Below are 23132 nucleotides of genomic sequence, written 5' to 3'. Positions count from 1 at the left end.
CTCTCCTCTGGTCATGCTGGTGTCCCGTGCTTCAGCGCTGCGCGATGCGCGGGAAAGTTCGTTGCGCAGCCGGTCAGGAACCGCGCGACGTCGTGGTCACGATAGAAATCAACGTCGTCGCGCGGCTGCGCAGTGAGCGGCGGAAATGCCCCGTAGCCTGCCAGCAGGCAGTGCCACGACAGGCTTTGGAAGTGGCTGAGGCCGTCCATCTCGGCGAGGGTTCGCGCCAGATCGCCCCGCCGGAACCAGACGTCGAGAATTTGCAGAAGCGGCGCCGACAGCGTCTGGTTGGCGCGATTGGCTCGCCAGAACTCGCTGTCGTCGCGGGTGTTGAGCTTGTAGTGCGCGACGATGTAATCCCGTACGCGCTCGACTCGGTTGGTGATCACAGCGTTGAAGGCATCACGATAACGGGCCGTGAAATCGCCGCGCTCGAGATGGTCAATGAACAGGTCGACACTGTTCAGCACCAGATGCAGCGCAGTCGCCTCGAGCGGTTCGACGAAGCCCTGCGCGAGGCCGACGGCGAGGCAGTTGCGCTCCCAGTGCCGCACCAGTTGGCCGGGCACGAAAGTCAGGTGGCGTGCCTCCACCGTTTCGTCGGTCAGCCGCAGATGGTTGCGCAGTTCGGCCTCGGCGCCGTGAGGTGACAGATGGTCGCGGCTATAGACATATCCGTTGCCAGACCGCGTCGTCAGCGGGATCGACCAGGCCCAGCCACTGGAAAGCGCCGTCGAAACTGTCTCGACCGGAATGACATTCCCCATCGCCGTCGGCAGGACGACGGCGGCATCGTTGAACAGGTTGTCCGTGAAGCTCGCAAACGGCACCCCCAGTGCGCCTCGCAACAGCATGGCCGAAAAGCCGCTGCAATCGATGAACCAATCGGCCGCAACGCGCTCGTCCCGGTCGGTGACAAGTGCAGTCAGATCTCCATTCTCCGCGTGCTCGCACCGGACCACGCGGCGTGACAGGTGCGCGACCCCCAGCGAGACGGCATGTTCGCGGAGGAAGGCACCCAGCTTTGCAGAATCGAAGTGATAGCCATACTCCATCCGGAACGGGAAATTTGCAGGGGCCAGGGGGGCCAGGTTTGCCTTTGCCAGCACACCGTTCAGCAGGAACAGGTCCGGACGGGTGGGCACGTCATGGCCCAGACGCCGGTTGTTGCAGTTGTTGATGAAGGCTGGCTCGGTATGGAGGTCTATCTGGGTCGTGAACGGGTGGCTGTAGTCGTCGCATCCGGAGGCGGGGCTCCAGCCGACAAAGCGTATGCTGGCCTTGTAGGTGGCATCACAGGCGGGCATCCAGTCCGCTTCGGCGATGCCGAGCAATTCGAAGAACTTCTTCAGCGACGGCGTCGAACCTTCGCCCACGCCGATGGTCGGGATCTCGGGCGCTTCGACCAGGGTGACGTGGATGCCGAGCGCTTTCCAGCGGTTGGCAAGCAGGCATGCCGTCATCCAGCCTGCACTGCCGCCTCCGGCGATGGCGATGCGCGGGGGCGATTTCACCGCCCGCTCGCGATCATTTGCGAAAGGTACGCATCATGGCTCGGAAGCTTGGCCAAGGGGCGCGCTTTCAATTCGGCCAGATGGGCGAGCTGCTCGCGCAACTCGGCTTCGCTGGGACCATCGGCAAGAGGATGATGATCTTCAGGCATGATGCCCTGTCCCATCATCACCTGCACCCATGAGGGCTCCATGAAAATGTCGTACTGATCCTGCACAAGCGTGCCGTTGCCGTGGAACAACGCGATCTTGCGGGCGAGGCGATCGGGCACCTCGAGCATGCGCATCGTGCGCCAGAACGCCGAATCCCGGCGCGCGTTGGCGTGATAGTGGAGGATGATGAAGTCACGGATCAGTTCGATCTCGATCTGCGACTGCCGGTTATACTCGTTCACCAGATCCGGCGTGATCCCGGCGTGCGGGAAGAGATGCAGCAATCGCGTTATAGCCGACTGGATGAGATAGATGCTCGTCGATTCCAGCGGTTCAAGGAAGCCGCTCGATAGCCCGACGGCCACCACGTTGCGGTTCCACTGACGCCGCGCACGGCCGGTGCGGAAGGAAATGATCCGCGGGTCGTCCAGCGCCGGGGAATCGAGATTGCCAAGGAGTATGCTCGCCGCCTCGTCGTCGCTGTAGTGGCGGCTGGAGTATACAAGGCCATTACCGTTGCGATGCTGCAGGGGAATGCGCCATTGCCAACCCGCGCTGTGAGCGATGGCACGGGTGAACGGCAACGTCTTTTCGAACCGCTCGGATGGCACCGCCATGGCGCGATCGCATGGCAGCCAGTGGCTCCAGTCTTCGTAACCCGTGCCAAGCTGCTGCTGGATCAGAACTCCGCGCGCTCCCGAGCAATCGATGAACAGGTCGCCCGCAACCGTTCGCCCATCACGCAGCACCAGCGCCATGATGTCACCAACGCCTGCAGCCCGGGTGACGTCGGCGACCAGTCCTTCGGTCCGGGTGACACCGCGTGCCTCGGAATAGCGGCGCAGAAACTGGCCATAGAGCGCGGAATCGAAGTGATACGCGTACGGCATGTCCCAGACCGGGTCGTTGCCGCGCGTCGGTGCAAACTTGCCCTCCCGGGCGGCGAGATAGTTGAGATCGAAATCCCAGTAATCCGTCGTGCTGCCAAGCTTGCGCGCCCGGTTCCAGAAATGGTGAAACGAGGCGAACGCGAGATTGCGGCCTGCCGTGCCGAAGGTGTGGTAATAGGAATCCCCGATCGCTCTCCAGTTTTCGAACCGGATGGCCAGCTTGATCGTGGCCTTCGTCTCGCGCAGGAAATCGGCTTCTTCGATCCCTAGGACCGAGTTGACAAGCTGGATTGGCGGGATCGTTGCCTCGCCTACACCGATTATGCCGATGTCTTCGGACTCGACGAGTTCTATGGTGATCTGCTCGCCCAGCACCTTCGACAACAACGCCGCAGTCATCCATCCGGCGGTGCCACCGCCAAGAATAACGACCTTGCGAATGAGATTGCTCATTCTCTTCCCCTGACGAACATGCTTTCCGGTGCCCCGTCGGCCTTGCGACCGACAGGGAACCTTGGTGAAGCCGTCTTCCTAGAAGAACGAGTAGGTGAGGTTCAGCATGAAGTTGCGCCCGAAGGTTTCCGCACGAGATACGAGCCCGCTGCCGGTATCGGTGTAGATGTCCTTCTGGTTGGTCAGGTTCTGGCCCTGCAGCGAGACGCGCAGGCCTTCGAGGTACTTCAGGCCGCTGTACTTGAAGTCATACCCGATCTGCGCATCGACCAGCGTTTCGCCCGCACGGTTCACCGGCGAAATGGTGTTGGAACCACCACGATCTTCCGACAGGTAGGCCGAACGCTTGTTCATCGATCCACGGACCGAGAAACCCCACTTTTCGAAGTACCCGGTCAGCTTGTAGACTTCCTTCGACAGGCCAGGAACGTCCGACCCGTTGTCGAGCTTGCCGTCTGTGAACGCCACCGCCCCGATCAGGCCGAAGCCGTCGAGCGCCGAAGTCAGACGACCGAACGGGACGCTTGCCTGAAGTTCCACGCCCTTGACCGAACCCTTGAGACCGCCGGTAAAGGTGGTGTTGAGGCCCTTGAACGTGGCAGGCGTGTAAATCGTCGCACCATCGCTGCTGACGGCCTGATGGTAGCCGGGAATGTAGAACTGCGTGTAATCCCGGATGGTTGTCGCAGCGACGTTCCAGTTGACGAGGTCCTTGTAGAACCCCGATATCGAAATGAAGCCGTCGGGAGCAAAATAGTATTCGTATGACGCATCGAACTGGTTGGCTTCATATGGCCGCAGTTGCGCATTGCCACTGGTCGAAACCCACGGCCCAAGACCCGGATCGGTATTGGTGACGTTGGCCACGTTGTTGCGGAACTTTACCGATGAGCCTGGATTGAGATAGTCAATGCGCGGACGGCTTATTACCTTTGATGCCGCAAGACGCAGCGTGTGACCACTCCCGAGGTCGAAGTTCAGGTTCAGGCTCGGCAGGATCTTCGAGTAATTGGCCCCGTCGCTGACCGGGGTTGCAATCGTGCGCAATTGTGCGCCGATGACCGAGTTGAAGCCCTGGCCGCGCTGCTTGGTGAACACGCCCTGCACGCCGACGTTGCCGAACATGCGAATGCCGTCGAACTCGGCCTCGAAGTCGGCCTTCGCGAACGGCTGCCAGACCTTTTCCCGGATCGAATAGGTGTCGCCGAGACGATCGGGCTCCAGCGCTCCTGCATCGTAGCGCTTGTAGAAATCGCTGTTGATCAGGCTGAGCGCGTCATACGCAACCACGTCGCCCAGGCCGATCCAGTTAAGATCGGCGACGCCGCGGCGGGCATCATCGGGGATCGGACCATCGAGCGGATAAGTCTTGGCGGTCAGGAAGAAGCCTTGGTTTACCTTTGATTTCTTGTGGTTCGAATAGCGCACGCCAAGGTTGATGTGCTTGATGAACGAGCCGTCAAAGTCCTTCTGGATTTCGAAGCGCAGGGCATCAAGCTTCTCGTCGAAGATGCCGGTGTTGACGAACCCGTCCTGCGCTTGGGCAAAGCCAATGGGCTGGCCGCTAGATCCGATGACCGCTGTCTGGTTCAGTTCCGTGATAGGAGCAAGACCACCGCCCCATGACTGCGGACCGGCCAGGCGGACGATGTTGTAGTCGCTGTAGGCTTGAGAGTTGTTGGAGAACACCAGCCCGTTGGGCGTATACGTGTAGGTGCGGCGATTGTCCGGCCCTTGCGTGGTCAGGCCGGCACGGCCAAGCCCCGAATAGCTCTCGCCGCGCGTGTCCTGCTTGTTGCTCTGGGCATGCGAGACATCGAGCGCGATGTGGAAATCCGATGCCGGCTCGTACTTGAGATTGCCGCCGAACGTCTTGAGTTCGCCGCGCTTGTCGAGCGGATCGGTGCGCAGAACCGAATTGAAGCCTGTAGTGCGGGCAGATGTCACGTAAGTGTTCGCCGACGAGATCACCGTGCTGCCATTCGAGGCCACGGGAAGGGCTTCAATGAACCCGCGCGAGATGCCCCTGTCGGAGAACTTGATGTAGAGTGCATCGACCGCAATCGACAACTGGTCGGATGGCTTGAATTCGAGGACGCCTGCAATCGTATCGCGCTTGAGCACGCGTGAGCGCGACGAGATGTCGATGCCGGCGGGGACGAACTTGCCAGCGTCGGGACCTGAAGTGATCGCGCCCTTGTCGTATCCCCACACGCTGAAGAAGTTGTCCTGCATCGGGGACGAGGTGGTCGCGGCAGTCAGTGCGATGCCGATGGTATCGTCGGCAAACTTGTCGCTGAACGACAGGGCAGCGCGATAACCTGTATCCTTGAAGTCCGGATTCTTCGACTTCATGCCATTCTTTTCGAACGACCCGTTCACCACCAGTGTGCGCTTGTGCTCAAGCGGGCGGGTCGTGCGCAGGTCGACAGTGCCGCCCACACCTTGCGCGATAAGGTCGGAACTGGGAGTTTTGAAGACGACGGCGCTGTCAATGATTTCCGAAGGATAGAGATCATACTCAACGCCGCGATTGTCGCCGATCCCGATAAGCTCGCGCCCGTTGAGCGTGGTGCCCACGAAGTCTTCGCGGAAGCCGCGAACGGAAATGCCGCTCAGGCGACCGGCGCGCCGTTCACCGGCAAGACCGGCAAGACGACCCAGCGAATCCGCGACGCTGGACTGGGGCAGCTTGCCGATGTCTTCGGCAGCAAGCGCTTCGACGACAGAGGTGCTGTTCTGCTTGACCGCCTGCGCACGCTCGAGACTGGCCCGCAGGCCAGTAACGACGATCGCGTCATCGGGCGTAGGCTCGTCGCTTCCCGACACCGCATCGCCTGACGTTGCCGATGCCGCCTCCTGCGCGACTGCAGCGCCGCTGAACAGCAGCGCGACGAGCGCGGTCGACAAAACAAGACTGTTGCGTACTTTCATGTGACCTGTCCTCTCCCTGTGAGGTTCAGCGCTCCTGCAATTGCAGGTCTGACCTTCTCCCTTGCCGGAGTAACCCCTGGGCAATCGATTGCAATAAACTGTCGATCCGTTTGCATATGCAAATCTCGCGCCCCTGTTCGGAGCGGGAGCGCAAAGGCATAAGCAAGCCATGAGCCCAAAGCCTCCCGCCAATGCCGGAACCGCTGAGTCGCGCGCCATGCTGGTCTGCGCCTTCGGGGCATTTTTCGTCATGGGCGTTGCCGGGGCGATGGCAACCACGCTCGTCCCGCTGGTGCCAAGTCTGTTCGATGTCGGGCTTACGGCTGCCATGACCGTACAGTGGATCGCGCTCGTGGTCAGCGGTGGGGCCTCGTTGCTGCTGGCAAGGCAGCTGCAGTGGTCAGGGCCGAGGAGCATGATGCTCGGCGGCCTTTGCGTGGTCGCAGGGGGCTGCGCGCTAGTCGGAATGGCCATTAGCCCGCCACTGCCATTTGCTCTGCTGGTCGCCGCTCTCGCTGTAGTTGCGCTGGGCATAACAGCGCTGCAGGTCGTGGCGAATCTTTGCGCAGTGAGTGCCGGACCTGCCGCTACGTCCGCAGCGCGTCTGGCGGCGGCGCAGGCCTTCAATTCCCTGGGCGTGCTGGCGGGCGTCTGTCTCGGCGCCACGTTGGCACTGGGAAGCGGCCGGCTGGGGGCCGGCATTGCCTATGCCATCACCGGAATCGTCACTGCCGCCGTGATTGCTGTTGCCCTCTTCGTGCCCCGCGCATCGTGGCAGTATTCTGCCCAGGACGATCCGGGAACGCCGCTCGGCGAGGCGCTGCGCTCGCCCGGCGCGTGGATCGGGGCGGTGACCATCGCGCTGTACGTCGGCGCAGAGGGGACTATTGGCAGCCTTCTCATTCCCTATCTCCATCAGCCCTCGATCATGAACCTCGACCTGGCGAGCGCCGGCCAATACGTCGCCTGGGGCTATTGGGGGAGCGCACTGATCGGCCGTGCTGCCGGATACGTCGTGCTCAAACGGCTGCCTCCGACCGCCGTTCTTGCCACCGTTGCTACGCTCGCGTTTGCCGGCTCGCTTGGCGCGATCGTCGGATCAGGCCCACTGCCCGGCTGGGCCCTGATTTCGATCGGATTCTGCAACGCTCTCATGTTCCCGGTAATCTTTGCCTTGACGCTCGACCATGCCGACGCCCCTCCTGCAGCGATCTCAGGTCTGCTGTCTACGGCGGTCGCAGGCGGAGCAGTCATGTCGATGACCGCAGGCTATTTCGCCGACCGGGTCGGCATTGCCTTTGCTTTTGCGGTTCCGGCTTGCGCCTATGTCGCGATCATCGGTTTCGCCTTATGGATAGCGGGCAGGTCGCGATGGCTGCCGCATGATTCCCGAATAACCAGTTCGGTTGGAAGCCGTTCGGACTTGACTTCGTAACCCGCCATTGCGCGCAGCAGCTTCGTGACGAGAAGATGCCCGGCAAGGATCGGATCCTGCCGCATCGTGGTCAATTGCGGCTGCATCAGGCGCGCGAATGCGCTATCGTCATAACCCACTACCGCGACGTCTTCAGGTACCCGCAGCCCTTCGCTGCGGAGCACGCGGATCGCCCCCAGCGCAACGAGGTCGGAAGAAGCCACCACGGCATCGAAGGCGATGCCTTTGTCCAGCAAGGCCCGCAGGCCCTGCTCGCCCGCTTCCAGGCCGGAGCCGGCCGGCCGCATGGCGGTGATGTCTGTGGGCAATCCGGCTGCGGCAAGCGCGCTGCGGAAGCCTGCCAGCCGCTCGGACAGTTGCGATTGGCTGGTCTGCGCCGTCGTGATCGGAGCGGACTGTCCGACAAAGGCAATCCGCTTTCGTCCCAGTGAAACCAAATGCTGGGTCGCGCGGTGCCCGCACGCGAAGTTGTCACTGCCGACCGAGCAATAGCGTTGGTCTTGCGTCTCGACGCCCCAGACCACGAATGGGCGAGGACCATCGGCGAGAGCATTCAGGCCTTCATGAAACTGGGATTGGCCGAAGAAGATCACACCATCATAAGGGTGCTGCTCCATGAACCTTGTCAGTGACGAATTGTCGTAGGGTGCCTTTGCCGACACCGAAAAGTCGAGACGGTGGTCGCGCATCGCGGCGCCTACGCCGCCAAGCAGGTCCATCTCGAAGGCATTGGCCAACCGGCTTCCGCTCGGTAGTGCAACCGGCATCACTGCACAGATCGTTCCCGGCTTTTTCGGGCGCCGCGCGCGCGCCTTCTGGCGTGGGCTGGCGGGATCGGGCAATGGGTATCCCAGTTCCTGTGCAAGCGCCCGCACGTGAGCCTTGGTCGCTGGAAGAATTGCCGGATGATCGCTGAGCACACGCGATACCGTTGCGACCGAGACACCCGCAACAGCCGCAATGTCCGAAAGCTTCGGTTTGGGCCTGCTGTGTGACATTTCGACCTGCCGATCTAAGTCGTGTGGAACTCAACTCTGCGAAGCTAGTGCCTTAACGCCGATAGCGAACAAGCTGGGTGATGGATTCCTTCCCCGAAGCGATGGCGGCATTTCGACGGTGGCATGTGAAACCTCCAGTACAGCCAGCATCATATCCATCCAATAATGTTACTAAACTAGTTCACTTTGACAAGTTACACTGGTGCACATTGCCATAAGGTACTCGTTCATTCTTCGACCGGACCAGAAGTTCATTTTTGAAAAATTCAGGGCGATCTATGATGCACGTCGCTGTACTCGTCCTTGCATCAGCGAATGTGAACCAAATCATCCTGCTAGCTAAGCTTTTACAAGTTTCTTCGAGGCATCCTGCCACAGCCTGATCATTCTCGCAATTTGCGCAGCTTTGGTAGATCTCGGACTACGTCCTGGTGTCTGTTACTGGCGGATCAAGCCCTTCAGGCAAGGGCGTTGGAAAGGCAGCAATGTCCCAAAGCCCGCCGGCGATATCAATGGCTTCAATGGGATCGGCTTCCCAGCCAGACAGATCGTTCACACTCCATATGACAACACCGCACCAGCCTGACCGCCTCCTTCATGCCGCAAGTCCCAAGGCTCTCGGCGCCACTGCCTTCAGCACGGCAACGATCTTCGTGACGTTGGCTTGCGGGAACAGGCCGCTACGCCTTGGTCGTCCATGTCGGTAAACGGACTTTCGTAGAGGCGACGGAGGGCCATCACACCACGTTCGGTCCGGTGATCGATGATCAGGGTGATATGCTCTATCTGGATTGCGTTCAGGTTCTGCCCGGCAATGAACTCCACAAAAGCGGCTTTGACAGCATCCCGCTCCAACCCGACCAAGGAGCTAATGAACAGGCCACCTGTTTCGAATCAAGAGAGCGAGTGCAAGAGTTGCATCAGCACGCAGCCACATGGCGGTGGGGTACGATCGGTGAAATCGGCAAGTGTACAATTCGATACCCGCAGCGATGAAGGTACCTGACTGGGTCAGGCAGGAAATGTTGACGACAAGTTGAGGCCGGGATGCGGCGAGGCGATGCGCGAAGTTCGCCTTACGGGGAACGTCAGCTGGCCAAATGCGGGGTAGATGACGTCAATCAGCCGGTCACCGTCTTTTCCACCGGCTATGCAGTTTTAGCGGACGACCGTGCGGGACGCCGGAGCTGCTCGCGGAACCAGGACATCATGCGGCGTGTCTGATCAGATATCGCCCTGGTGCTCGGCATCGGCTATGGCCACTGCAAATCATGCTATGCAGCAGCGTGAATTGCGGGACAGGAGCGCAGGCAGGCGGTGAACGACAACGACCTGTTCGCCGCGATGTACGGCGCAGTCGGCGAGGAATCTCGCTGGACCGGCGTGCTCAACGCAATCAAGCTGCGTCTGGGTGTGGCGAGCGCGGTGTTCCAGCGCCTGGTGGTGGACCGCGATGAGTTGGTTCCGATGTTCAGCATGCGAGACAGCTGGTCGACGCAGGAGGCCGCACGGCACGATGCCTGGGCCAACTCGCCGCTCAACCCACGCTTTCGGAGCCACAATGTACCGCACGGCCCATATGGGATCGAGAGCGATCAACGCAGCCTTGCCTTGACCGCACAAGACCGCGAAGAGTTGCGGAACGGGCTTGCCAATTGCGGGCTGGGGCCGGGATTCTGGCTCGATTGCAGGACCGGAGCCGGCGAACACACGACCATCATCCTTCATCGCCATGTCGACGATACACGCGACATCACGCAGGCCGACGAGGAATTCCTGCACCAGCTAATGCCCCATTTCCGTCAAGTCTCACAGCTGCTGAAGGACTTTGCCGAGCAGCGGGCGCGCTTGTCGGTGGCCGAAGCCTTCATGGATTCGACCAGCTTTGCGCTTCTCGCCTGCGATCTCAGCTTTGGCGTACACTGGATGAACGCTGCGGCCGAACGGCTGATTGACCAGCTGCCGCAGGTCGCACTGGTCAGTGATACCCTGCGCTTTCGCACGTGCGAAAGCGCAGCTTTGGTCGAGGCAGCACTGATTGGCGAGTCGGGCGATGTATGTCGCGTGCCGGGAGACGAGCCGGCTGACGTGCTGCACCTGCGCGTCTTGCGCCGCGATGCCGCGGACAAGCGCCGCTGGGGTCGCAATCTGGTACTGCTGGCGTTGTGTTCGCCAGGGACATTGCCCTACATCGATGCAGCCGAAGTAGCCGATCTGTTTGGCCTGACCATGGCCGAAGCGACGCTGACTGCCCATCTCGTCAGCGGGATGACAGTCAAGGACTATGCCGCGCATCGTGGCATCGCCGAGGGCACGGCGCGGATGCAGCTCAAGAGCGCGCTCGGCAAGGCTGGCGTCAGGCGGCAGGCCGATCTCGTGCGGCAGGTGTGCCAGTCCCTCGCACGGTTGTAGGGTCCGGAACGGGTCACCGTCCCGGACCTTTTCGTATCAGAACGTCACGTTCAGCTTGATGCCATACTCACGCGGGGCGCCGTAGAACTCGTTCGAGTTGAGCTGGCCGGTGATGTATTCCTTGTTGGTGAGGTTGGTACCCCAGGCCTCGAGCTTCAGCTTGTCGTTGATCCTGAGCGTGACGATTGCCGAAAGCAGGCCGCGCGGATTGAGCCGGTCCGACAGTCGCGAATAGCCGATGTAGGTGAACTGCTCGCCGACGTAGGCATAGTTGACGCGCGGGGTGAGGGACATTTCGCCACCCAGCGGGATCTCGTATTCGACGCCACCGCCCCAGGTCCAGCGGGGAGCATAGAGGTTCGGGCCGCCGCCAGTGGTCTGGATGAACGGCGTATAGTCGAAGCAGAACGGCGGCGATGACGGCGTACCGGTCGGGCACTGCGGGCCAAGGTTGGCCCCGCCGAACGTCCGGGTGTTGACGAAAGTGACGCTGGCCAGGTCCGAGTCCACATAAGCCACGTTGGCATCGAAGCCGAAGCCGCCGAAGCGCCCCTGCACCTGCGCTTCCACGCCCTTGATCTCGACCGTCGAGATGTTTTCGACGCCGGCAAAGCCGGTGCTCGGCTCGACCACGTTGAATTGAAAGTTCGCGTACTTGTTGTAGAACGCGCTGAGCTGGGTGCGGATGCGATTGCGCAGGAAGGCAGACTTCCAGCCCGCTTCATAGCTGATCACGCGCTCCGGATCGAAGTTCGAGGTGGGCGAATTGAAGCCGCCTGGCTTGTACCCGCGTGCGACGAGCGCATAGAGCAAGTTGTCCGGATCGATCTTCCAGTTGAGCGCGAACTTGCCGGTGGCCAGAGAGTCCTTGTGGCTCCCCGCCAAGGAAGCAACAGCCAGACCACCAGGCGGAAAGCCCGGAATGCCGTTGCCGATCGTCACATCGCCATAGCCGGTTGCCTTGTAGGTCGAATAGCGCACACCGAGTTGCGCTTCGAGACCCGGGATGATCTCGTAGTTGCCCTGCGCGAACACGCCGGTGGTCGTGCGCTGGTTGCCACCGATGATGTCAGTCGGGAAACCCTGCTGATCCTGCAGGATACGGATCGAGATGTCATTGCGCTGGAAATAGCCGCCGAGGATCCAGTCAAACCGGCCTTCGGTGGGCGAGATAATGTTCACTTCCTGCGTGTAGACCTTTTCGCCGGCGAAGTAGTCCTCAGCAATACCGCCCGGACCGGCGGAAGCGTCAATGTCGTTCAGGGCGTTAATGCGCTTGTGCTGGTAACCCGTCACCGAGCGCAGGGTGATGCCGTTCGCCAGCTCCTGCCGCAGTTCTAGGCTGGCCTGGAACGCGCGTTCGCGGTTCGCGACCGGCGTGTCGAAGCTGATCGTGCGGATGTCGCCTTCGCGGAACACATCGTAGGGTGTTCCGAGGATCGGACGATAGGCGTAGCCGCCTGTATCACGATCGTTGAAGGAGACCTTCGCCACGGCCTGGAACGACCCCGGCTTCCACATCGCGGTGAAGCGCCCGCCGCCTTCGCGCAGCCTGCCCGCATTATTGAAGACGGGCCCGACGCTCTTGTAGAAACTGTCGCGGTTGCGGTAAAAACCCGCAGCACGGAAGCCGAAGGTGTCGGAGACTGGCAGGTTGATTGCCGCCTCGGACTGGACAGAACCGTAGTTGCCGCCGCCAAACATCGCATAACCCCCAAGACCTGCGTCTAGCTGCGGGTTTTGCGTGTTGATGAAGATAGCGCCCCCGGTGGAGTTCGAACCAACGAGCGTACCTTGCGGCCCGCGCAGCACTTCGACGCTGGCGAGATCGTAGAAGCTGTTGGCCTGGACGATCGGCGGCTGGAACAGGCCGTCGACGTAGGTTGCGACACCCGCAGTCACGCTAGGCGAGTTGCTGGCAAGGCCGATACCGCGGATGTTGATGGACTGGGTGATGCCGCCATCCGAGATCGACAGCGCAGGGCTGGCGTTCTGCAGATCGGCAAGGTTGGTCACCGCCTTGTCGGCCAGCGCGCCAGCATCAAATGCAGTGGCCGATACCGCCACGTCCTGCAGTTTTTCCTTGCGGCGCTGCGCGGTGACAATGATTTCGCCAACGCCTTCCTCGGCAACCTCGGGTGCAGTCACCGTCTCCTGCGCAGATTGCGCAAGAGCACTGCCGGCCTGCGTGGCGAGGGCCAGCGCCATGGCGCAGCCCAGCGTAAACTGAGTCTTCATTATGTCCTCCCTGTATTTGTCTATTACGGTGCCGGCTTCCACGCCGAAGCTGCGGCAAGAAACGCCAGCGTTTCCTGAGAAACGACATCGTCTTGGGGCGGGAAATAGCTGAGCTTGACTACAACCGTCTTGCTTGCCGGATCGATGTATACGTATTGGCCTTGGAGGCCGATGGCCGAATAGGCTGGCGAATTGCCCATGGTCCACCACTGATAGCCATAGCCGCCTTCGGGACCAGTCTCCTGTCCAGCGGGCGCCTGCGCCGCCGTTACCCACTCCTCGCTAACCACGCGCTTTCCGTTGGCCATGCCGCCATTGAGCATCATCTGGCCAAAACGCGCCCAATCGCGCAGGGTGGCGTTGTAGCCTGCGCCGCTGAATTCGCGGCCCGTGCCAGGCTGGCCGTCCATGATGTAGAACCCGTCAGCCTCGGTGCCGAGCGGCTCCCACAGCTTGCGGGCGGTATAGGCGGCAACCGATCCCCCGCTGACACGCTCGATCAGCCAGCCCAGCACGGCAGTGTCTATGGTCTTGTAGGCGAAAACCTCACCCGGCTTCGACTTGCGCTTGATCGTGCGGGCTGCATCGGCAAATCGCACGACGTTCTTGACCAGCGCATTGATGTGATTGCTTGCCGCGATGCCGGGATTGGCGAAGTCATAGCGTTCTTCATAATCGACGCCCGAACGCATCTGCAGGATCTGGCGGATGGTCACGCCATCATAGCCGCTGCCCTTCAGTTCGGGCAGATACTTCACGATCTGATCGTCGAGCGAGCCGATCAGCCCATCAGCCAACGCTGCGCCGACCAACGTCGAGGTGATCGACTTTGTCATCGACCAGCCCATGAAGCGCGTGCGCTCGTTCGAACCGTTGCGATAGATCTCGGTGACAATCCGCCCGTCCTTCATGATCAGCAGGGCATTGGTATAGGTCCGCTCCAGCGCCTGCTGGGCGGTGAACGTCTTGCCATCGAACGCATAGGAAAAGTCCATCGGCCGCTCGACCTTGGGAAAGGTCCAGGTTGATCCGGAATGCGCCACGGTTCGCGTCGTAAACAGCTGGTCCATGTTGCGGAAGGCAAAGCTGTTCACGTCGGCATCGTTCATGTGCCAACGCATCACCTGCGTGGCAACGGGCACATCCGAGCTGGCCCCCGATTGCAATTGCGCAGGTAGTTGCTGCTGGGCCAGGACCGGCACTTGCGCGGGCAGCATGGCGGCCAACGCACCAACGACCAGACGAATTGCAAATGTCATACGAACCATCTCCCTGCGGCGCGACCTAAGAATGCTTGCCTTTGGGAACATCGTATACATCACGGCAGGATCGGCATCACCCATTTGGTATATGGCATAACAATTTTATCCAACCGGTGTCCGACAAAGCTCGAGCGGCGACGGTGGGGGTGGGCAAGCTTGGTTGCCGCGACCATGCAGTTCGCAATCCCTGCTGCGCGCAGGACATCGAATGCCGCGTTACCGCACGCCCGGATTGAATCTCTGATCGACCAAGCCTGCTGATCCCTAGAGATCGAACGGCACCAGCCAATCCAGCAATCTGGCATGACGAGGATGCTTCTCATACGAGGCAAACGCCTCCTCAACCACGAGTACCATGACACCGGTGAGCGCGTATGGGACCGACTTGGCCAACTGATGGCCTCTCGGGCCCGAAGCCTGTCTTCGGCGTTGACGTTATCATTCCAGCGAAATGCGAACACGTGAACGAACATTTCCGAACCGCAGCCCGGGGATGAGTGTGCCAGCAAGGCCTTGCGGTATCGGACGTTGACAGCACTGCCAATCATATCGACATCTTGGCCTGCAACGGCTGGGCGAACGGGATGCTGCAGCTACGGGAGATCGGACAATGCAGCTCAGCCGTCGCTCGGCCATGTTCGCCCTGGGTGCCACGGGATTGGCCGCAATGACGAACGAACCCCTGCTCGCCGCCCGCCGTCGCCCCTTTTTCGAGCGCATCGGCAAGCCCATCGGGCTGCAGCTCTACACGGTGGGTGAGAATGTCGAGCAGGACCTCGACGGCACTTTGGCAGCCGTGGCGAAGCTCGGCATCACCGATCTTGAACTGCCGGGCTTTTTAGGGCGCTCTCCACAGCAACTGAGGGCAGCAGCAGATCGCGCCGGGGTTCGCTTCAGCTCGATCCACCTGTTCGCGCCCAGTCCATTCTATCCCGATGCGCTGACCATACTCAATCCAGCGCAGGAAATTGCCGATGCGTTGAATGTGCTCGGCGTTCGTCACGTGGTCATGCCTTCCCTTCCAACGCCGAAGGGCTTTCAGATTCCCAAGGAGCGCAACATCGGCCTGGCCATTGCTGCTGCCACCAACGCAGGTGGCGTAGCGTACTGGAAGAAAGGCGCGAAGCTGCTCAATGAGCGCGCAATGGCGCTGCGCCCTTATGGAATTTCCCTCGCATATCACAACCACAACGTTGAGTTCCAACCGCTGGAAGGAACGGTCCGGGGGTGGGATATCTTGCTCGAAGAAGCCGATCCCGCCCTGGTCCGGGTCGAACTGGATGTGGGGTGGGTCGCGGCGGCCGGCATCGATCCGGCGGACGAGTTGCTCAGGCTGCGCGGGCGCGTGCAGGCGATCCACGTCAAGGACATCATGGCCAGCAACCAGCCCAACTTCGCCATGCAGCAGGCCCCGGCGGATGTCGGCACGGGCATGCAGAACTGGCCCAGACTGTTGCGTGCTGCCGAAGCAGCCGGCGTCTCGCACTACTATATCGAGCAGGATCCACCGTTCGCGAACAGCCGGATGCAATCGGTCATCAGGGCACGGGCGTTTCTCGGCACGATCGTGGCATAAGGACCATCGCAGCCGCAACAATGGCGTGACAATGGAAACTGGAGTGGAGCGGCGCGGCACGTGCGACGATCGAAGATGTCGCGCGGGCGGCGGGTGTCTCGATCAAGAGTGTGTCGCGCGTGGTCAATGGAGAACCCCACGTCTCGCAGAAGATGCGCGATAAGGTCATGGCGGCTTGTCTTATGTGCCGATGTCGCAGCGCGATCGCTAGCCGGTGCACACGCCTTCATCATCGGGCTGCTGATCGACAACCCCGGTCCCAACTACACCATCAAAGTGCAGAGAGGCGCGTACCGCTCTTGCCTCGAGCGAGGTTACCATCTGCGGATCGACCATCTCGACTCGAAGCTCGAAGATGAAGAGATCGACCGACGGCTGGCAGCCATGCTGCAAGTCAACGCAAGCACTTTCCAGGACCAGCCGACGCAAGCCCACAGCTACGCCAACGGTTCGCTGTCCTCCCAGGATGCCGGCGCCCGTCGTCAGGCAATCGAGCACAACATCGAATGCATCGAGATCGGCCGCCAGCTCGGTTCGACGGATCCGACCGAGGCGGTGCTGCCCCAGGGGCAACAGGAGTGACGGCTTCAATCCCTGCCAAATGATCGACACGTCACACAACGTGACCGATCCGATCGAATCGATGTTGTCCAGGGCCGAGGCCATCGTCCATTGCTATGCCTAGGCCTGTCCGGTTGAGCGCGCGGAACCAGGCGGCGAACGACACCAAGATGGCGTTCCAGGCACCGCGTCGAGCCTACACGGTCGACGTCTCGACACCTGGGCAGAGATGGCGAAGCCATGGGTGAGCTATATTTCGCGCGGCGCCCGACCCGTGTTCTTGGCCATAAGCGTTCTTGCCAACAACGCTCTGCGGGTGATCGTTGACATGGGCGATTCGATCACTGACGGGAATCGGCAGTCATGGGCTAGGCCTGAACAACTCGCCCGCCGCCTGATGGCCCGCAAGACAGGCCGCACCTCAAAGCGAGGTGCGGCTGGTCACTGGACCATTATGGTGCCCCCGTTGACGGAAATCGTCTGGCCAGTCACCCAGCGCCCACCTGGACCGAGCAGCCAATCGACGGCTGCAACCACATCGTCGCACCGACCGACCTGGCCGAGCAGGGTCTGGCGAGCAGCGGCGTCGATCAGCGAATTAACCGGACCAAATCCACCAGCCTCGAAGAAATCTGTATCGGAAATGAAACCCGGGGCCAGCGTGTTCACCGTGATGCCACGCCCACCCACGCGCCGGGCCAGATCGCGACCATAGCCGGCCAGCGCCGCCTTGGCCGTAGCATAGGGACCACCTTGGCCATCAATCCCGGCGGTCGATCCGATCAGTATGATACGGCCGCCGTCAATGATCCGGCTCAGCACTGCCTCGATCGGCAGGACTGCGGTGAACAGATTCATGCGCAAGGCCGCAAGCCAGGCGGTCTCTGCGGCGGCCGCACCGGCGCCGGGCCTGATGAAATCGCCTTGACCGCCGGCTGATGCGACCAATGCAGAAACCCTGCAGCCGCATACTGCGTCAAGCAGGGCATCGGCACCCGCGGGCGAACCGAGATCGCCAACCGCCACGCGTGCAAGATCCTGATTTGCCGCACCGGCCACAGTTTCATCCAGCCGTTCGCGCCGCCGTCCGGCCAGCAGGATCGGCAAGCCTTGAGCAAGCAGGACTTGTGCAATTGCCCGGCCCATACCACTACCGGCGCCCGTCACGATGATGATCGGTTTGTCAGCCGGCACAGTCATGCGGCCGCTTTCACGATGGGCGGCGGGACGTAGTTGCCCGCCACCACCTCGGCCGAGGGGATGTAAAGACGCAGCACGATGAGCAGCGGACAGCCGGGAACCGGCAGCCAGTTGGCCATCCGCTCTGCCTTGGGTGCGGTTTGCTGGAGGTGGATGCGGATCAGCCCGTCCGGATCGATGATCAGCGGATCGCGATCCCCCAGGGCATAGCGGCCAAGTTCGTTGGGCACGAGGAACTGGGTGTCGGCGGCATAGGCCGTGATCGACCAGAACCCCGTGGCCGGAACCGGCGGCTTGAGGGTAAGGATATAGTCCCCGGTCGAAGGGTCCACGCGGCTGCCATCGGCTTCGTGTTCCGACGGGATGTAGACGCATTCCTCCAGATCGGTGCCGTAGATCCCGACCCGTGCCTGGACCGCACGGGTAAAGCGCTTTTCCGCCGTGCCTGACAGCAGTTCGCGGTTTCCGCGGATGCGGGGGACGAGATACCAGCCGTCGACCATCTTGCCCGGGCTGGCGGCGGCGGCGCAGATCCGCTCGAACGCGGCGGTGGCGCCTTCGCGGATCGCCTGCTGGATGTCCGGTGCAAAGTCTTCGAGAGCAAAGTGCTTGCCCCAGCCGAGATTGATCCGGGCGAACTCGGCGAAAAGCTCCCGCTCATCCTCGCGCGGTTCCAGGAAGCGCAGCAGGTAATTAAAATAGGAATAGATGTCGGTGCTGTTGAACATGGTCTTTGACGGCCACATCCATTCCGGGTCCGGTGCTTCGGCCGGCGGCGTGGTGCCGAGGAAGGTGGACAGCGGCTCGAGCCGGAACCCGTCCTGGATGGCGTTGACGGCAGGCTCGTCGGCCTTGCCGCGGCACAGGATGCGGATGATGAAGTAGGAAATCTCGGTGTCGCAGGGGATCATCGCGTCGATACCCTCAGGCTTTTCCCCGTTCCAGCCGGGCCCGGCCAGCAGGTAGCGGCCGCCGCCCTGTCCGGTCGTGCGGGTGCCGAGCCAGGCATAGTTGTGCATGTAGAAGTCGGAGAACTGCACGCTGAAATAGCGGTCCGGAAAGGCCGGTACGGTCAGCACCAGCGGTTCGCGCCGCATGTCGAACGGGACCAGTGTGTAGAGCGTGTCGAGGTTGATCTGGACTTCCTTGTTGAGGTCGTCCGCCGGGTCGATGATGTGGCGGTAGTGGTCCAACCGGTTGAACCCGCCCTTGCGCACGCCCAGCCAGTGGATCGCGCGGTAGCCGTGCACGATCGGATAGGCATAGACGAAGGCTTCCTCGGCAATGGCGCGGGCGGCCTCGGGCGTGAGTGTCTCGGTCAACGGGCTTGTCCTTTCGGTTCGATGCGGATGGGAATTGCGCTCATCCGCGGCATGGCGTTGATCGGCTCGCAGTCTCGCGCAGCGTCGATCAGGCGGTTGGGGTTGGCGCCGCGCGCCTGCGCATCCTGCGGGTCGTCGGGCAGCCCGCCAAAGCCGTGGGTCATGGCAATGGCTCCGCGCCGAACGGAGGCATCTTCGCCGAGCACGGCCGGGATGCGGCCGAATGCGGAGACAATGTCCACTAGGTCGTCCGGCGCGAAACCGGCAGCGGCAAGATCGTCCGGGTGGCACCACGCGCGGTTGGTCTGCAGGCGCTTGCGGATGGCCGGCAGGTCGCGGTACTGCCCGTTGTAGGTCTCGCGCACGCGGTGGACGATCAGGCGGAAGGGCCATGCCGCGTCAACGGCGCTTGTCCGCGCCCAGCCTTCCTGCGCCACTGTGCCCAGTTCGGCGGCGACATCGGCGGGCATCACCTCGAACCGGGTTTCGCGCGTGGACGGTTCGACGAATTGCTCGGGCACCTCGAACACGCCTCCCGATGGATGGCGGGCGATCTCCTCGAGCGGGACCTGCGCCCCTTCGAGCAGGCGGGCGAGCAGCGCTTCGGATGTGGGCGGCGCTTCCATGTCGAGAGCGATGCCGTTGAAGCTGTAGGGACGGCCGATCCGCCGGCTCAGCTCCCACAGATAGCGCCAGTCATCGCGCGTTTCGGGCGGGGCAGGCACCACCGCCGGAGTATACTGGGCAAACGGGATCGGGAAGAAATAGGGCTCGACGTTGAGCAGCGGGACTGCGGGAACCTCGTAGAGAAGGCGGCCGGGAAGGACGAAATCGGCCAGGCGGGCCGTCTCGTTCCAGGCCGGGTCGATCAGCACCAGCAGGTCCAGCTCGCGCAGCGCCTCGACCATGCGCTGCTGGTCGGGCATCGAGCTTGCGGGATTGCCGCCGACGACGAACAGCGCCCGCACGCGGTCCTCGTCCGGAGCCATGATCTCTTCGGCCAGCGTGCCGGCCATCATTTCGCCCTGGAGCGGACCGATGCCGCGCACCCGGCTGGGGCGGCCCTGCTGCCAGCGCCGACGCGGGGGAGCAACCTGGGCGCGGCGGGGAAAGGGCCGGCTCATCACGCCGGGATTGCCCACCCGATCTCCGGCGCGGGGAAAGCGTCCGCAAATCACGTTGAGGCATTCATAGAGATGTTCGGCAAGGTTCGAACGTGGCCCCATGTCAGGCCCGGTGCCGGTCTGGACGCAGCCCTTCGGCCCTGCCGCGAACAGGCGGGCTGCGGCCAGGATATCCTCTTGCGGAACGTCGGCCCGTTCGGCCACGGCAGCCGGCGTGAAGGGCGCGACGGCAGCGCGCAGCGCATCAAGGCCCGCCACGAACGTGTCGCAGAACTCCCGGTCCTCCAGCCCCTCTGCCAGCACGGCGTGCAGCAATCCGGCAGCGAGGGTGACATCCTCGCCGGGGCGGACAGCCAGATGCAGGTCGGCCATTTCGGCGGTCTGGGTCCGCCGTGGGTCGATCACGATCAGCTTGAGGCCCCTGGCCTTGAGGTCCCTCAACGTCTTCTGCGGGTTGAACGAGAGGGCGCCCGCCGAGACCGAGACCAGCGGATTGTTGCCGACGAGCATCCAGACATCGGATTCGGTCACGAACTGGCGTCCGGCTGCCCAGACCCCGATCCGCTCCATCGCCACCCATTTTGCCGACTGGTCGATCGTCATGCTCGAATAGAACTGGTCGCTGCCGAGCGAGGCCAGCCAGCCGGGCAGGGCATAATGGCTGAGCGTCTGGAACCAGGGATTGGTGCCACGCCACCCGGCCACGGCGCGCGGGCCGAACCGGTCGATGATGGTGCCGAGGCGCTCGGCAATCTCGTCGAGCGCCTCGTCGAGCAGGATCGGGACGTGGCGGCCATCAGGCCCGCGGCGCAAGGGCTGGCTCAGCCGGTCGGGGCCGTGCAGCATGTCCGCCGCCTGCAGCCCCTTGATGCAGGCGTAGCCACGGGTCAGCGGGTGCGCCTTGTCGCCCCGGATGCCGACGATCCGGTCATCAGCCACGTCGAGAACCACGCCGCAACTGCCCGAGCAGATGCGGCAGAAGGAGTGGGCTGTGCGGGTCTCCCCCATCAGCCGACCGCGGGCAGGTTGCCCAGGGTCAGCCCGCCGTCCACCATCAGGATCGATCCGTTGCAATATCCGGCAAGGTCGCTTGCCATGAACAAGGCTGCCGAGGCGACTTCCGATTGCTCGGCAAAGCGCCGGCTTGGAATGAACTGACGCAAGGCGTTCAGCACGGCTCCGCCACCGGCAGCTTCGCCTTCGGCCACCGATTCACCGTTGATGAAGCCCGAAGCAACGCAGTTGGCGCGAATGCCCCAGCGCCCAAGATCCAGCGCCAGCGATTTGGTGAGCGCGTTCATACCACCCTTCGATGCCGCATAGTCGGCAATGCCGGGATAGCCCACCGAACCTGCCGTCGAACTGATCCCGACGATCGCCCCGCGCACCCCGCCATCGACCATCGCCTTGGCCGCAGCCTGGGCCATGAAGAAATAGCCCTTCAGGTTGGTGTCGAGCATCTGGTCCCAGTGCGCCTCGTCGATCTTGAAGATCGAGCGGCGCACCAGATAGGCGGCGTTGTAGATCAGCGCATCGACCCGGCCGAAACGTTCGACGGCCTGGGCAATCACGGCGCGCGATTCCTCGACCGAGGCGAAATCCGCCGTCACCGCCAGCGCCTCACGGTCCTTGGCAACGATCTCGGCGGCAACGCTTTCAACCCCGGCGGCGGACCTTGCCGCAACGACGACATTGGCGCCAGCGTCTGCCGCGGCGAGGGCGATGATCCGTCCGGTGCTCTTGCTCGCCCCGGCCACGACGACGATCTTGTCGGTAAGGTCTATCATTTGCCCTCCTGCGGAATGCCGTATTTGCCGATGTAGCCGGCAAAACGCTGGTCGATATCGTCAGCCGACAGGCCGAACTGTTCAAGGCTGTAGCGATGGCCGCCGTGACGGGCTTCCTTGTCGCCCGAAGCGGCGTTCAGGGCCGCATGGGCCTCGGCGCTGAAATCAAGCCCGATGAAGTCATAGATGCGCTGCATCTCCCGCTCCCAGTCGGCGTTGATATCGGCATAGCGGACATCGAGCTGCTGGCCGGGCGGCACAAGCGTCGCGCGCTCTTCCTCGACCTTCTCGACCTGGCGCTGGACCTTTTCGGCGATGTAGGCGCCAAGCGCCTCGGGATCGTTCTCGTCCGAGCCGAGGATCGAGATGTTCCAGAACATCGAGCAGGTCGATGCCACCGTCTTGCGCGGATCGCGGTGCATGAACACGATCTTCGCCTCCGGGAACACCTGCATCAGCGCGTCGAGATCCTGCATGTGCTGGGGCGACTTGAACACCCATGGGCGCTGCGGATCGTCCTTGCGGAACCAGGCGATCAGCTGGATCAGCTTCTTCATGTAGGCATAGGCGGCCTGCTGGTTGGTCTCCATGCAGTAGCGGCCGTATGTCGGCACGAAGCGCTGCGCCTCGATCATCTGGGTGGCGAAGCTCATGTTGAGGAGGCCGATCTCCTCCTCGGGCGCTTCGGCTTCCAGGGTGTGGATGTTGGCGTTCTCCGGGTTCATCGCCAGGAATGCCGCATGAGCCTTGCGGGCGCGGGTGATGCGCGGGTCCGGCCCCTCGCCGAAGCTGGCGGCGACGGGCACCGGGAAGTTGATCTCCCAGTCGCGCAGGTAAAGGAAGCGCGGATCGTTGGACAGAAGCCGGTGGGCGCGGGTCGTGCCGGATCGCGCCGCGCCGACGATGAAGGTCATCGGCCCCAGCTTGGTCTCGAGGATTTCGGGGTGTCGATCAAACAGGTCCTGCGCGCGCAGGCGGTCGGCCAGCCGGGCGATCAGGAATTGCCGCGCCATGACCCGGCCAAAGGCGTTGAGCTTCGCCTCGTCCTCCATCGAGCGGATCAGGACGCGCAGGTTGGCGCGGAACGGATCGTCCCCGAAGAAGTGCAGGCCGGTCTGCTTGCGCGCCGCCGCGACGATGGCGGCTTCGGAAAAGTCCGCGCCTTCGGGGACGACCGGGCGTCGCACCGTCTGCGCCGTGTCACCAAGCCTGATCTGCACCTCTTCGAATGCCGGTGCCGCCGTTTCGGCCATGTCCAAATTCTCCCAATGCCTTT

Annotated in this window: 16 protein-coding genes; 3 read left to right on the top strand and 13 right to left on the bottom strand. The window is 62.5% G+C overall.

Annotation, left to right across the window (positions count from 1 at the left end):
- Positions 1–11 precede the first annotated feature (11 nt).
- The 3 genes from POM99_RS02195 to POM99_RS02185 all read right to left on the bottom strand — a co-directional run bounded on the left by POM99_RS02195 (position 12) and on the right by POM99_RS02185 (position 5941).
- On the bottom strand, positions 12–1514 hold the full coding sequence (locus POM99_RS02195) for a tryptophan halogenase family protein (RefSeq protein ID WP_277275158.1): 1503 nt from the start codon (positions 1512–1514) through the stop codon (positions 12–14).
- Positions 1511–3007, bottom strand: coding sequence for a tryptophan halogenase family protein (locus POM99_RS02190; RefSeq protein WP_277275157.1), 1497 nt, complete (start codon positions 3005–3007; stop codon positions 1511–1513). Before POM99_RS02190 ends, POM99_RS02195 begins: the two co-directional genes overlap by 4 nt.
- Positions 3008–3085: 78 nt before the next feature.
- Positions 3086–5941, bottom strand: a complete 2856-nt coding sequence (locus POM99_RS02185) for a TonB-dependent receptor (protein ID WP_277275156.1) — start codon at positions 5939–5941, stop codon at positions 3086–3088.
- Positions 5942–6158: 217 nt separating this feature from the next.
- Here POM99_RS02185 and POM99_RS02180 point away from each other — a divergent pair, with 217 nt between their 5' ends.
- Positions 6159–7376, top strand: coding sequence for an MFS transporter (locus POM99_RS02180; protein ID WP_277275155.1), 1218 nt, complete (start codon positions 6159–6161; stop codon positions 7374–7376).
- On the opposite strand, the gene POM99_RS02175 is transcribed toward POM99_RS02180, so the two are convergent.
- Both POM99_RS02175 and POM99_RS22460 read right to left on the bottom strand, forming a co-directional pair.
- Complete coding sequence (locus POM99_RS02175; protein ID WP_277275153.1) at positions 7265–8374, bottom strand: LacI family DNA-binding transcriptional regulator; 1110 nt, start codon at positions 8372–8374, stop codon at positions 7265–7267. The genes POM99_RS02180 and POM99_RS02175 overlap by 112 nt on opposite strands.
- Positions 8375–9007: 633 nt before the next feature.
- On the bottom strand, positions 9008–9238 hold the full coding sequence (locus tag POM99_RS22460) for a type I restriction-modification enzyme R subunit C-terminal domain-containing protein (protein ID WP_369011634.1): 231 nt from the start codon (positions 9236–9238) through the stop codon (positions 9008–9010).
- Between the two features lie 453 nt (positions 9239–9691).
- Here POM99_RS22460 and POM99_RS02170 point away from each other — a divergent pair, with 453 nt between their 5' ends.
- Positions 9692–10786 carry a helix-turn-helix transcriptional regulator gene (locus POM99_RS02170; protein ID WP_277275151.1) on the top strand — a complete coding sequence of 365 codons (1095 nt, stop codon included), beginning with the start codon at positions 9692–9694 and terminating at the stop codon, positions 10784–10786.
- Positions 10787–10822: 36 nt separating this feature from the next.
- Here the strand turns inward: POM99_RS02170 and POM99_RS02165 are convergent, their stop codons facing one another.
- Together POM99_RS02165 and POM99_RS02160 are read right to left on the bottom strand one after the other, a co-directional pair.
- Positions 10823–13024, bottom strand: coding sequence for a TonB-dependent receptor (locus POM99_RS02165; RefSeq protein WP_277275150.1), 2202 nt, complete (start codon positions 13022–13024; stop codon positions 10823–10825).
- A gap of 23 nt (positions 13025–13047) precedes the next feature.
- Positions 13048–14283, bottom strand: a complete 1236-nt coding sequence (locus POM99_RS02160; protein ID WP_277275149.1) for a serine hydrolase domain-containing protein — start codon at positions 14281–14283, stop codon at positions 13048–13050.
- A 613-nt stretch (positions 14284–14896) separates the two neighbouring features.
- Here POM99_RS02160 and POM99_RS02155 point away from each other — a divergent pair.
- Positions 14897–15862, top strand: a complete 966-nt coding sequence (locus POM99_RS02155) for a sugar phosphate isomerase/epimerase family protein (protein ID WP_277275148.1) — start codon at positions 14897–14899, stop codon at positions 15860–15862.
- 207 nt (positions 15863–16069) lie between these two features.
- Here the strand turns inward: POM99_RS02155 and POM99_RS02150 are convergent, their stop codons facing one another.
- The 6 genes from POM99_RS02150 to POM99_RS02125 form a co-directional block, all read right to left on the bottom strand.
- The gene (locus POM99_RS02150; protein ID WP_277275146.1) at positions 16070–16528 is read right to left on the bottom strand and encodes a hypothetical protein; all 459 of its coding nucleotides are present in this window, start codon (positions 16526–16528) and stop codon (positions 16070–16072) included.
- Between the two features lie 336 nt (positions 16529–16864).
- Positions 16865–17623 carry an SDR family NAD(P)-dependent oxidoreductase gene (locus POM99_RS02145; protein ID WP_277275145.1) on the bottom strand — a complete coding sequence of 253 codons (759 nt, stop codon included), beginning with the start codon at positions 17621–17623 and terminating at the stop codon, positions 16865–16867.
- Positions 17620–18945 (bottom strand): DUF1254 domain-containing protein, encoded by a 1326-nt coding sequence (locus POM99_RS02140; RefSeq protein ID WP_277275144.1) that lies wholly within the window; start codon positions 18943–18945, stop codon positions 17620–17622. Before POM99_RS02140 ends, POM99_RS02145 begins: the two co-directional genes overlap by 4 nt.
- Complete coding sequence (locus tag POM99_RS02135) at positions 18942–21077, bottom strand: molybdopterin-containing oxidoreductase family protein (protein WP_277275143.1); 2136 nt, start codon at positions 21075–21077, stop codon at positions 18942–18944. The genes POM99_RS02140 and POM99_RS02135 overlap by 4 nt, the downstream gene beginning before the upstream one ends.
- Complete coding sequence (locus POM99_RS02130; RefSeq protein WP_277275141.1) at positions 21077–21856, bottom strand: SDR family NAD(P)-dependent oxidoreductase; 780 nt, start codon at positions 21854–21856, stop codon at positions 21077–21079. The genes POM99_RS02135 and POM99_RS02130 overlap by 1 nt, the downstream gene beginning before the upstream one ends.
- Entirely contained in the window at positions 21853–23109 is a 1257-nt protein-coding gene (locus tag POM99_RS02125; RefSeq protein ID WP_277275140.1) for a sulfotransferase family protein, read from the bottom strand. The genes POM99_RS02130 and POM99_RS02125 overlap by 4 nt, the downstream gene beginning before the upstream one ends.
- Between the last annotated feature and the right edge of the window lie 23 nt (positions 23110–23132).

Origin of the sequence: Novosphingobium cyanobacteriorum (assembly GCF_029436685.1) — a bacterium.
Lineage (GTDB): Bacteria > Pseudomonadota > Alphaproteobacteria > Sphingomonadales > Sphingomonadaceae > Novosphingobium > Novosphingobium cyanobacteriorum.
This window is presented reverse-complemented; position numbering and strand designations above follow the sequence as displayed.

What these genes read in the sequence shown, in the direction of transcription:
- POM99_RS02175 (WP_277275153.1), bottom strand. Translation starts at nt 8,374, where the DNA reads ATGTCACACAGCAGGCCCAAACCGAAGCTTTCGGACATTGCGGCTGTT.
- POM99_RS02125 (WP_277275140.1), bottom strand. Translation starts at nt 23,109, where the DNA reads ATGGCCGAAACGGCGGCACCGGCATTCGAAGAGGTGCAGATCAGGCTT.
- POM99_RS02145 (WP_277275145.1), bottom strand. Translation starts at nt 17,623, where the DNA reads ATGACTGTGCCGGCTGACAAACCGATCATCATCGTGACGGGCGCCGGT.
- POM99_RS02165 (WP_277275150.1), bottom strand. Translation starts at nt 13,024, where the DNA reads ATGAAGACTCAGTTTACGCTGGGCTGCGCCATGGCGCTGGCCCTCGCC.
- POM99_RS02130 (WP_277275141.1), bottom strand. Translation starts at nt 21,856, where the DNA reads ATGATAGACCTTACCGACAAGATCGTCGTCGTGGCCGGGGCGAGCAAG.
- POM99_RS02135 (WP_277275143.1), bottom strand. Translation starts at nt 21,077, where the DNA reads ATGGGGGAGACCCGCACAGCCCACTCCTTCTGCCGCATCTGCTCGGGC.
- POM99_RS02150 (WP_277275146.1), bottom strand. Translation starts at nt 16,528, where the DNA reads ATGGCCTCGGCCCTGGACAACATCGATTCGATCGGATCGGTCACGTTG.
- POM99_RS02155 (WP_277275148.1), top strand. Translation starts at nt 14,897, where the DNA reads ATGCAGCTCAGCCGTCGCTCGGCCATGTTCGCCCTGGGTGCCACGGGA.
- POM99_RS02160 (WP_277275149.1), bottom strand. Translation starts at nt 14,283, where the DNA reads ATGACATTTGCAATTCGTCTGGTCGTTGGTGCGTTGGCCGCCATGCTG.
- POM99_RS02180 (WP_277275155.1), top strand. Translation starts at nt 6,159, where the DNA reads ATGCTGGTCTGCGCCTTCGGGGCATTTTTCGTCATGGGCGTTGCCGGG.
- POM99_RS02190 (WP_277275157.1), bottom strand. Translation starts at nt 3,007, where the DNA reads ATGAGCAATCTCATTCGCAAGGTCGTTATTCTTGGCGGTGGCACCGCC.
- POM99_RS02185 (WP_277275156.1), bottom strand. Translation starts at nt 5,941, where the DNA reads ATGAAAGTACGCAACAGTCTTGTTTTGTCGACCGCGCTCGTCGCGCTG.